This is a genomic window from Pedomonas sp., assembly GCF_036515995.1.
In the GTDB taxonomy this organism is placed as follows: domain Bacteria; phylum Pseudomonadota; class Alphaproteobacteria; order Sphingomonadales; family Sphingomonadaceae; genus Pedomonas.
Genome location: NZ_DATBUP010000222.1, coordinates 1 through 10,005, shown reverse-complemented (window position 1 = coordinate 10,005; position 10,005 = coordinate 1). Strand labels below are relative to the sequence as shown.

Annotated in this window: 11 protein-coding genes; 8 read left to right on the top strand and 3 right to left on the bottom strand. The window is 65.8% G+C overall.

Annotated features, from left to right (window positions below):
• Positions 1 to 220 precede the first annotated feature (220 nt).
• Complete coding sequence (locus tag VIG90_RS16245; protein ID WP_331594567.1) at positions 221 to 700, bottom strand: SRPBCC family protein; 480 nt, start codon at positions 698 to 700, stop codon at positions 221 to 223.
• Between the two features lie 46 nt (positions 701 to 746).
• Between VIG90_RS16245 and VIG90_RS16240 the strand changes: the two genes are divergently transcribed.
• Positions 747 to 1,070 (top strand): metalloregulator ArsR/SmtB family transcription factor, encoded by a 324-nt coding sequence (locus VIG90_RS16240; RefSeq protein ID WP_331594566.1) that lies wholly within the window; start codon positions 747 to 749, stop codon positions 1,068 to 1,070.
• Between the two features lie 9 nt (positions 1,071 to 1,079).
• On the opposite strand, the gene VIG90_RS16235 is transcribed toward VIG90_RS16240, so the two are convergent.
• On the bottom strand, positions 1,080 to 2,240 hold the full coding sequence (locus tag VIG90_RS16235) for an aminotransferase (RefSeq protein ID WP_331594565.1): 1,161 nt from the start codon (positions 2,238 to 2,240) through the stop codon (positions 1,080 to 1,082).
• 124 nt (positions 2,241 to 2,364) lie between these two features.
• Here VIG90_RS16235 and dapF point away from each other — a divergent pair, with 124 nt between their 5' ends.
• The 7 genes from dapF (at position 2,365) to alkB (ending at position 9,003) form a co-directional block, all read left to right on the top strand.
• Positions 2,365 to 3,192: a diaminopimelate epimerase gene (gene dapF, locus VIG90_RS16230; protein WP_331594564.1), complete on the top strand. Its 828-nt coding sequence runs from the start codon at positions 2,365 to 2,367 to the stop codon at positions 3,190 to 3,192.
• A gap of 31 nt (positions 3,193 to 3,223) precedes the next feature.
• Positions 3,224 to 4,627, top strand: coding sequence for a tRNA (N(6)-L-threonylcarbamoyladenosine(37)-C(2))-methylthiotransferase MtaB (gene mtaB / locus VIG90_RS16225; RefSeq protein ID WP_331594563.1), 1,404 nt, complete (start codon positions 3,224 to 3,226; stop codon positions 4,625 to 4,627).
• Positions 4,624 to 5,577 (top strand): signal recognition particle-docking protein FtsY, encoded by a 954-nt coding sequence (ftsY, locus tag VIG90_RS16220; protein WP_331594562.1) that lies wholly within the window; start codon positions 4,624 to 4,626, stop codon positions 5,575 to 5,577. Before mtaB ends, ftsY begins: the two co-directional genes overlap by 4 nt.
• A 3-nt stretch (positions 5,578 to 5,580) precedes the next feature.
• On the top strand, positions 5,581 to 6,258 hold the full coding sequence (locus tag VIG90_RS16215; RefSeq protein ID WP_331594561.1) for a septation protein A: 678 nt from the start codon (positions 5,581 to 5,583) through the stop codon (positions 6,256 to 6,258).
• A gap of 301 nt (positions 6,259 to 6,559) precedes the next feature.
• Positions 6,560 to 7,648, top strand: coding sequence for a bifunctional DNA-binding transcriptional regulator/O6-methylguanine-DNA methyltransferase Ada (ada, locus tag VIG90_RS16210; protein WP_331594560.1), 1,089 nt, complete (start codon positions 6,560 to 6,562; stop codon positions 7,646 to 7,648).
• Positions 7,645 to 8,334: a 2OG-Fe(II) oxygenase gene (locus VIG90_RS16205; RefSeq protein WP_331594559.1), complete on the top strand. Its 690-nt coding sequence runs from the start codon at positions 7,645 to 7,647 to the stop codon at positions 8,332 to 8,334. Before ada ends, VIG90_RS16205 begins: the two co-directional genes overlap by 4 nt.
• 12 nt (positions 8,335 to 8,346) lie before the next feature.
• Complete coding sequence (gene alkB, locus VIG90_RS16200) at positions 8,347 to 9,003, top strand: DNA oxidative demethylase AlkB (RefSeq protein ID WP_331594558.1); 657 nt, start codon at positions 8,347 to 8,349, stop codon at positions 9,001 to 9,003.
• Positions 9,004 to 9,688: 685 nt separating this feature from the next.
• On the opposite strand, the gene VIG90_RS16195 is transcribed toward alkB, so the two are convergent.
• Positions 9,689 to 10,005: AAA family ATPase (locus VIG90_RS16195; RefSeq protein WP_331594557.1), on the bottom strand; the 317-nt coding region annotated here is incomplete at its 5' end.

Here is a 10,005-nt window from a genome sequence, read left to right as displayed (position 1 = left end):
TCCTGACGCGTGATTGATCTGGATACGCTGGCGGTGATGATTTCACTGCTGGCGTTGCTCATCGCGGCCGTCCGTTTCGGACAGTCGCTTGAGCGGCGTCGCAGGGACTAGTCCGCCAGCGGGGGAAGGACCGGGCGGCGGCTGGACGCGCCGGACGCTGCCCGGCGTCCCTTTGGCCCGTGTCCCTTCAGTCGGTGTCCCTTTCGATCGGAGAGCCGCTCTATCTGAACATGCCTTCCCGCAGGTTGATGCCGTGCTCCAGCCATGCCTTCATGGCGCAGGCCATCTGCATCCAGCCCTGGCAGTTGCCGTAGGAGGACTTGAGTCCTTCCGGGGTCTGCCGCCAGCCTTCCTCGGCAATGGAGACGAGGGTGCGGGTGCCGCCGTCCAGCGGCTCGAAGGTCATGGTGACAGTGGTGTCATAGCTGGCGGAAGCTTTGTCGCCGGTTGCCTCGGCGGCGCAGTCCGTGGCTTCCCAGCGCAGGACGATGCGGCGCTCGGGCTCCACCTCGACCACGTGCACCGGGAAAGCGCCGGGGAAGTCATGGAAATCCCAGGTGACGGTGGCGCCGGTCTCCAGCCGCCCCCTGGCGCCGCCCGTGGTGAAATACTGCGACAGGTGGTCGGGATTGACGATGGCCTCGAACACCTCGGTCACGGGCTTGGCGATGCGCGCGGACACCTTGAAGGACAGATCCATGCTCTTTCTCCTTGGTTTCGGAGCAATAGTGTTATAAAAATATAACATGTCAAGTGACGATACGAGTGACGCGGTTTTCAAGGCCCTGGCGGCCCCGGTGCGCCGCAAGATGCTGGATGCGTTGAAAGACTCGCCCCTGACCACGGGGGATCTGTGCGCACGTTTTCCGGCGCTCGATCGCTGCACGGTGATGCAACATCTGAGGGTGCTGGAGAAGGCGGAGCTGGTGATTGCGCAGCGCAAGGGACGGGAGCGGTGGAACCACCTCAACCCGTTGCCGATCAAGCAGATTCACGAACGGTGGATCGGGTCCTATGCGGCCCGCGCCGTGGACATGCTGGATCGCTTGAAAACCGATCTGGAAGGATAGGGGCCAGCCTTACCGGCCGAAGTAGCGGGACAGGCGGGCCAGCCCCTCCTCCAGCACCGCGTCCTGCTTGGCGAAACAGAAGCGGATGAGGCGGTGGGGCCAGTCCCCCTCGACGAAGGGGCTCAGGGGGATGGTAGCAACGCCGGCCTCGGTGACCAGCCGCTTGGCGAAGGTGACGTCATCTTCGCTCGACAGGCGGGAGTAATCGCAGGTGAGGAAATAGGTGCCCTCGGACGGGAGCACGTCGAAGCCCAGCGGCGCGAGGCCCGCCGCCAGACGGTCGCGCTTGGCCTGCATGTCAGCGATCAGGCCTTCGAAATAGGCGTCGTCCTTCCCCAGCCCGTAGGCGACGGCGGCCTGCAGGTTGGGGGCGGTGGTGAAGGTGAGGAACTGGTGGACCTTGGCCACCTGATCGATGAGCGCAGGCGCGCCGGTGATCATGCCCACTTTCCAGCCGGTGAGGCTGAAGGTCTTGCCCGCCGAGGCGATCTTCAGCGTGCGCTCGGCCATGCCGGGGAAGGTGATGAGCGGGCGGTGGCGCTTGCCGTCGAACACCAGGTGTTCATAGACCTCGTCCGACACCACCAGAAAATCATGCCGGCAGGCGAGGCGGGCGACCATCTCCAGCTCGGCATCGGAGAACACGCGGCCGACTGGGTTGTGCGGCGTGTTGAGGACGAGCAGCCGGGTCTTGTCCGTCATCAGCGCGGCGAGCTTGTCTTCCTCCAGCCGCCAGCGCGGCGGATCGAGGCGCAGAAAGCGCGGCGTCGCCCCGGTGTGGCGGATGATGGGCAGGTATGAGTCGTACGCCGGTTCGATGAGGATGGCTTCATCGCCGGGGTTCAGGAACGCCATAAGAGAGGCGGCGAGCGCCTCGGTCGCCCCGGAGGTCACCAGCACGCCCCGGTCAGGGTCGACGCTCAGGCCGTAGAAGCGGGCCTCGTGCTCCGCCACGGCCTGCCGCAGGGCAGCGGTGCCGCGCATGGGCGGATACTGGTTCGAGGCTTCCATCAGCGCGCGGGCGGCAGCGGCGCGCACGTCCTCCGGCCCGTCGGTATCGGGGAAGCCCTGTCCCAGATTGACCGCGCCATGCTCGTTGGCGAGCGCGGACATGACGGTGAACACGGTGGTGCCAAGGGCAGCGAAGGTGGCGTTGGGCGTGATGCTCATGGACGGCAATCTAGACGGTTTCTGCAGGTTTTGCAGGGAGGAACTGCACCGTGCGTGTTGGCGGCGGCGTTTGGATCGGAACGCCATCTGGACAGTTGGCGGGTGGAGGCATAAAGCATCCGCTATGACACACGCTGCTTCTTCTCTCTGGCCGTTCCGCAAGATGCACGGCCTTGGCAATGACTTCGTGATCTTCGACGCCCGTGAGCGTGCCCTGCCGCTCACCACCGATCTGGTGCGGCGGCTCAGCCACCGGCAGACCGGCATCGGCTGCGACCAGCTGATCGTGATGGAGCCGTCGGAGCAGGCGGACGTGTTCATGCGCATCTATAATGCGGACGGCAGCGAGGTTTCGGCCTGCGGCAACGCCACCCGCTGCGTCGCCTCGCTGGTGGGCAGTGAGGCCGTGGAAATCCAGACCAAGGTGGGCGTCTTGAAGGCGGCGCTGGACGATGGCACCGCCACCGTCGACATGGGCGCCCCGCGCTACGGCTGGGACGAGATCCCGCTTTCCATGGCGATGGATACGCTCTCCATGCCGGTGGGCTGGGAGCTGCTGGGCACGCCCTCGGCGGTGAACGTGGGCAACCCGCACGTGATCTTCTTCGTCGAGAACGTGGACAAGGTGGACCTTGGCCGCCTCGGCCCGCTCATCGAGCGCGATCCGCTGTTCCCGGAGCGGGTGAACGTCAACGTCGCCCAGATCAATGACCGCAACGAGATCCGCCTGCGGGTGTGGGAGCGCGGCGCGGGCCTGACGCTGGCCTGCGGCACCGGCGCGTGCGCCACCGTTGCGGCGGCGGTGCGGCGGCGGCTGACCGAGCGGCAGGTGACCGTGCATCTGCCCGGCGGCGTTCTGAACATCGAGGTGACGGATGACAACCGCATCCTGATGGGCGGCCCTGTCGCCACGGCGTTCACCGGACAGGTCGATCTGGCGCTCTACGCCTGACAAGAGCGCGATTTTAGGCTATTAGCGCGCCATGACCGCGCTTCAGCCCCATTTGCACAAGGCGCGTGGTGCCGGTGATGCCGGCGCCAGCGACGCCGGGCACCATCACGACCACCACCACGAGCACGCCGAGACTTCGGCGCCGGAGACGCATGTCTCGGGCACGGGGGCAAGGATCGTCACCTTCGGGTGCCGGCTCAACACCTACGAATCCGAGGCGATGCGCAGCCATGCGGATGCAAGCGGCGACCCCAACCTGGTGGTGGTGAACACCTGCGCCGTGACGGCCGAGGCCGTGCGGCAGGCACGCCAGCAGATCCGCAAGATGAAGCGCGAGAACCCGGAGGCGAAGATCATCGTCACCGGCTGCGCCGCGCAGATCGAGCCGGAAACCTTCGCGGGCATGGGCGAGGTCTCGCGCGTGCTGGGCAACATGGAGAAGTTCGACCCGAAGAACTTCCGCTTCGATGACGGCTCCAATTCCTACGTGCGCGTCAATGATATCATGAGCGTGAAGGAGACGGCGGGGCACCTGATCGACGGCTTCGCCGAGCGCGCCCGCGCGTTCGTGGAGGTTCAGAACGGCTGCGACCACCGCTGCACCTTCTGCATCATCCCCTATGGCCGGGGCAATTCCCGCTCGGTGCCATCCGGCGTCGTGGTGGATCGCATCCGGCGGCTGGTGGACAACGGTTTCAACGAGGTGGTGCTGACGGGCGTCGACATCACTTCTTTTGGTGCCGACCTGCCGGGCAAGCCGAGCCTCGGCAATCTGGTGCAGCGCATCCTGAAGCTGGTGCCGGACCTGCCGCGCCTGCGGCTCTCCTCCATCGACTCGATCGAGGCGGACGAGGCGCTGATGGAGGCGATCACGGGCGAGGCCCGGGTGATGCCGCACCTGCACCTCTCGCTGCAGGCGGGCGACGACATGGTGCTGAAGCGCATGAAGCGCCGCCACCTGCGGGATGACGCCATCCGCTTCTGCGAGACCGTGCGCGCTGCCCGCCCCGAGGTGGTGTTCGGCGCGGACCTGATCGCGGGCTTCCCGACCGAGACGGACGAGATGTTCGAGAACACCCTGCGGCTGGTGGACGAATGCGGCCTCACCTACCTGCACGTGTTCCCCTATTCCGAGCGCGAGGGCACGCCCGCCGCAAAGATGCCGCCGGTGGAGAAGGCCGTGCGCAAGGCGCGGGCTGCACGCCTGCGCGCGCTTGGCGAGGCCCGCCTTGCGGACTATCTGAGAAGTCAGGTGGGCGTACGCTCCAGTGTGCTGGTGGAGACGGTGGAAGACGGCGTGGCCTCAGGCCACACGCCGGCGTTCGCGCCGGTCCGCTTCACGGTGGAGAGCGATAACCCGGTAACGCCGGGGGCGATCGTGTCGGTGGAAATCACGGACGCGCAGGCACATCATCTGCAGGGCAGGGTTGCGTGAGCGAAGAAACAACTGAGAATTCAGGCGAAAAGAAGGGCTGGTTCGGCCGGCTGAAGCAGGGCCTGTCCCGCTCGGCCGAGAAGCTGACCGGCGGCATTACGGGCCTGTTCACCAAGGCCAAGCTGGATGCCGAGACGCTTGAGGATCTGGAAGAGTGGCTGATCTCCTCCGACCTTGGCGTGGCGACCTCCGCCGAGGTGTGCGAGCGGCTGAAGCGCGACCGCTACGAGAAGGACATCTCGCCTGAGGAAGTGCGCCAGGTGCTGGCGGACACGGTGGTCGAGACCATCGCCCCGGTCGCCAAGGCGCTGGAGATCAACCGCAGCCTGAAGCCGCACGTGGTGCTGGTTGTGGGCGTGAACGGCTCGGGCAAGACCACCACCATCGCCAAGCTTGCCTCGCTCTATCAGGAGCAGGGACTGAAGGTGATGCTGGCGGCGGGCGACACGTTCCGCGCCGCAGCGGTGGAGCAGCTGCAGGTGTGGGGCGACCGCATCAAGGCCCCGGTCATCACCACCAAGGTGGGCGGCGACTCCGCAGGGCTTGCGTTCAGCGCGCTCGAAAAGGCGAAGGCGGAAGGCTACGACCTCCTGCTCATTGACACCGCCGGCCGCCTGCAGAACAAAAGCCACCTGATGGACGAGTTGGCGAAGATCCGCCGTGTCATCGGCAAGCTGGACGCGGACGCGCCGCACGATACCTTGCTGGTGCTGGACGCGACCACCGGCCAGAACGCGCTCAACCAGATCGAGGTGTTCCGCGATGTGGCAGGCGTGACCGGCCTGGTGATGACCAAGCTGGACGGCACGGCGCGCGGCGGCGTGCTGGTGGCGGCGGCCGAGAAGTTCAAGCTGCCGATCCATGCCATTGGCGTCGGCGAGAAGATTGGCGACCTGCGCCCGTTCGAGCCGCGCAGCTTCGCCCGGGCACTGGTGGGGCTGGAAGGATAACCGATGGCACACAAGGGTGACGATCCGCTGGTGATGGCCGATCCGGAAGCAGCGCCGGTGCCGGTAGTCGACACCCCAGCGCAGGACGGCAAGGCCGCACCGAACCCATGGGTGCGCCTCGCCATCGACTTCGTGCCGCTGGTGATCTTCTTCACCGTCAACAGCCTGGCGGACATCTACTGGGCCACCGGCACCTTCATGGCCGCCATGGTGGTCTCCATGATCGCCTCACGCGTGCTGCTGCACGAAATCCCGAAGATGCTGTGGGTGAACTCGGCGATCGTGCTGGTGTTCGGCGGCCTGACGATCTGGCTGCACAACGACCTGTTCATCAAGATCAAGCCGACCATTCTCTACACCGCCTTCGCCGTCATCCTGTTCTGGGGGCTGCTGACCGGCCGCCCGGTGCTGAAGGCCGTACTGGAAGCCGCCTATCCAGCCATGCTGGATGAGGGCTGGCGGCTGCTCACCCGCAACTGGGCGTGGTTCTTCCTCGCCATGGCGGTGCTGAACGAGGTCGTCTGGCGCAGCGTCTCCACCGACACGTGGGTGACCTTCAAGGCATGGGCGGTGCTGCCGCTCTCCATGATCTTCGCCATCACCCAGGCCCCGATCATGACCCGCTATGCCGTGCCCGAGGACGGCGCAGAGGCGAAACCGGACGAGACGCCGAAGTCTTAGATTTTACGCAGGGGGGGCCGTGCGCGCAGGCGCACAAACCTGCAATGTCCTCTGCACTCCCAGTCATTTTCAAGGGCCGCGCGGGATGACCGACGCGGCCCTTTTCTTTTGGAAAGAATCTGGAGAGGCGGCACCCTCGCAACCTGCAAGACCCAAAACCGAATGGGGGTCCCAGGGGGATCATGATCTTCCTGAAAAAACCAAAGCTTCAGCAGAGAAATTTCAACAGCAAGGACCGGGGTGCGGGTGGGCGGCGGGTTCGTCATTCTGCCGGGCATTGGCAGAGCAAAGGAACATCGCCATGTTGCAGACGATGGCACAGCCCGACACCCTGATCGAGACACCGATGCTGACCGATGACGCCCGCTGGGACGCCGTGATGCGGCGAGACGCGCAGGCGGACGGGCGGTTCTTCACCTGCGTGAAGACGACGGGCATCTACTGCCGCCCGTCGTGCGGCGCGAAGAAGCCGAAGCGCGAGAACGTGTTTTTCGTCGAGACGCGGGCGGAGGCGGAGGCTGCCGGGTTTAGGGCGTGCAAGCGCTGCCGCCCGGAGGAGGCGATGCGGCCCGATGCGCGGGGCGAGATGATCGCCCGCGCCTGCCGCATGATCGAGACGGCGGAGGAGCCGCCGACGCTGGAGGCGCTGGCAGAGGCCGTCGGCCTCAGCCCGTTCCATTTCCACCGTTTGTTCAGGCAGGCGACCGGCCTCACGCCCAAGGGCTATGCGGATGCGGCCCGCGCCCGGCGGCTGCGGGAGAGCCTGCCCGCCAGCCAGAGCGTGACGGGCGCGCTCTATGACGCCGGGTTCGGCTCCAGCAGCCGGTTCTATGCCAAGGCGGAAGGGATGCTGGGCATGGAGCCGCAGCGGTATCGCAAGGGCGGCGCGGGCGAGGTGATCCGCCATGCCATCGTGCCGTGCTCGCTGGGGCTGCTGTCGGTGGCGGCCACGCAGCGGGGCATCTGCTCCATGATGCTGGATGACGCGCCCGAGCCGCTGGAGGCGGAGCTGCGCCAGCGTTTCCCGCAGGCGGATATCGTGGCGGGGGATGCGGATTTCGCCGCGCTGGTGGAGCAGGCGGTGCGGCTGGTGGAAAGCCCAAGATCGAACATCGCCCTGCCGCTGGACGTGCGCGGCACGGCCCTGCAGCAGAAGGTGTGGCAGGCGCTGCGCGAGATCCCGCCGGGCGAGACGCTCAGCTACACCCAGCTTGCCGCCAAGGTTGGCGCGCCCAGGGCCGTGCGGGCGGTGGCGAGCGCGTGTGCGAAGAACACCGTGGCCGTTGCCATTCCCTGCCACCGGGCGGTGCGCGGCACCGGCGCACTGGCGGGATATCGCTGGGGGCTTGAGCGCAAGCAGGCGCTTTTGACGCGGGAGCGCAAGAAGTGAGCGCCGTGGATTGGGCGGCGGTTTCGCAGCGGCTGGACACGGCAGGCTACGCCATCCTGCCGGGGCTGCTCTCGCCACAGGACTGCGCGGACGTTGCAGCGCTATATGACCGGGAAGACCTGTTTCGCAGCCGGGTGGTGATGGCGCGGCACAACTTCGGGCGCGGCGAATACCAGTACTTCTGCTATCCGCACCCGCCGCTCATCGCACGGCTGCGGGAGGGGCTTTACGGCCCGCTGGCCAGAATCGCCAACCGCTGGGCGGACGCGCTGGGAGATGCGGCCCGGTTTCCCGAGACGCACGCGGTGTACCTTGCCCGCTGCCATGAGGCGGGGCAGGTGCGGCCGACGCCCCTGCTGCTGCGCTATGGCCCGGGGGATTACAACTGCCTGCATCAGGACCTCTATGGCGATCTGGTGTTTCCCCTGCAGGCGGCGGTGCTGCTCGATGAGCCGGGGCGGGACTTCGAGGGCGGGGAGTTCGTGCTGACCGAGCAGCGCCCCCGCATGCAGAGCCGCGCCATGGTGGTGCCGCTGCGCCGGGGCGATGCGGCGGTCTTCCCGGTGAACCAGCGTCCGGTCCGGGGCAGCCGGGGCTTCTACCGGGTGGCGATGCGTCACGGCGTCAGTGAGGTGCGCGCCGGCAAGCGCCACGTGCTGGGGCTGATCTTTCATGATGCACGGTAAGGATAAGCCGGCGTGATTGGTGACCTGTTTGCAGATCTTGGCGCGCCCGATGCGGGCAAGACCGAGCCGCTGGCCGAAGGAGCCATGGTGCTGCGCGGCTTCGCGCTGGCGGATGCGCCTGCGCTGCTGGCGGCGGTGGGAGAGATCACGGCGGCGGCTCCCTTCCGGCATCTGGAGACGCCGGGCGGCTTTCGCATGTCCGTTGCCATGACCAACTGCGGAGACGTGGGCTGGGTGTCTGACCGGCGCGGCTATCGCTACCAGCCGCTCGACCCGCTGACCGGGAACAGGTGGCCCGCCATGCCGCCGCTGTTCCTGAGCCTTGCGCGGCGGGCGGCGCAGGCCGCGGGCTTTGGCGACTTTCACACCGACGTGTGCCTCATAAACCGCTATGCGCCGGGCGCGCGGCTGACGCTGCATCAGGACAAGGACGAGAAGGGCTACACCGACCCCATCGTCTCCGTCTCCCTCGGCCTGCCCGCCGTATTCCAGTTCGGCGGCCTCAGCCGCGCGGACAAGACCCGCCGCATCCGGCTCGAGCACGGCGACGTCACCGTCTGGGGCGGCCCGGCCCGCCTCGCCTACCACGGCGTTGCCCCCCTGGCAGACGGCGAACACCCCGCCACCGGCCCCTGCCGCATCAACCTGACCTTCCGCAGGGCGCTGTGAACCGGGGCAGGATTCGGCGGGAAGGGCTGGTTTGTGCCATGCACCGGCCCGGTGCGAAGATCCTGCAAGTTGTTAAATTGAAGTTGTTTAACGCATCAACAGTGAAGTAATAGTAATTAAAAGATTTAACTTATAGATTACACATTGAAAAATACTTAAAAGATGTCATGTTTTATATAGCGCCAGTTGGTGTTGATTTTTAAACAAAAATAAGACCATTATATTAATAATAACCGCTTTTTTTGAGGGATCATTTCATGAAAAATTAGACTGAAAGAATGATTTCATGTTTGAAAGCAGCAGAAGAGCTCCCTGGTCGCAGTCAGACTTAAGGGACATCGCCAAGATTTTAATAGTTTTGCTCGTACTCGGCTTCGGCGTGCCCTTTCCAGTACAGGAAAAGGCCAGTGCAGACACGCCACAGCCAATACTTATCGTTTTCACGGGTGCGGAGAGCTTGCCACTGATCTGGCCCGGTCAGCCGTATCAGCCCGGTCAGCCGTATCAGCCCGGTCTGCCGTATCAATTGCGGGACGCCTGCAGGGTGCTTGAGGGTTCTGCTCTCAGGGTCAGCCACGCTGCAGCGTAACATCTAGGCTTGATGTAGGGCGGTTTCGACATTGGCGTCTCCCAAGCCAGATGTCGAGGCATGGGGTGTTCCTGCATGGGAGCACCCCATGCCACCTCACTTTGAAAGCGCCGTGGGCAGCGGGCGCTGTCCCAACTCCAGCGTGCGGGTGATGCCGATGGCGGTGAGGAAATGGGGGTCGTGGCTGACGACGACGAGGGCGCCGTCGAAGTCACGCATGGCGGCTTCCAGCGTCTCGATGGCGTCGAGATCGAGGTGGTTGGTGGGCTCGTCGAGAATGAGCAGCTGAGGCGGGTGCGGCCCGGCCAGCGCGATGGCGAGCCCTGCGCGCAGCTGGCCGGAACTGGGCTCGGACGGCGCCTGGGCCGACGTGCTGCGCCAGCGCGGCGTCGACGTGGCGCCATTGCTGCCGT

Bases quoted from the DNA above. Each gene is read 5' to 3' on its own strand.
- VIG90_RS16245 (WP_331594567.1), bottom strand. From the start codon at position 700: ATGGATCTGTCCTTCAAGGTGTCCGCGCGCATCGCCAAGCCCGTGACC.
- VIG90_RS16240 (WP_331594566.1), top strand. From the start codon at position 747: ATGTCAAGTGACGATACGAGTGACGCGGTTTTCAAGGCCCTGGCGGCC.
- VIG90_RS16235 (WP_331594565.1), bottom strand. From the start codon at position 2,240: ATGAGCATCACGCCCAACGCCACCTTCGCTGCCCTTGGCACCACCGTG.
- dapF (WP_331594564.1), top strand. From the start codon at position 2,365: ATGACACACGCTGCTTCTTCTCTCTGGCCGTTCCGCAAGATGCACGGC.
- mtaB (WP_331594563.1), top strand. From the start codon at position 3,224: ATGACCGCGCTTCAGCCCCATTTGCACAAGGCGCGTGGTGCCGGTGAT.
- VIG90_RS16215 (WP_331594561.1), top strand. From the start codon at position 5,581: ATGGCACACAAGGGTGACGATCCGCTGGTGATGGCCGATCCGGAAGCA.
- ada (WP_331594560.1), top strand. From the start codon at position 6,560: ATGTTGCAGACGATGGCACAGCCCGACACCCTGATCGAGACACCGATG.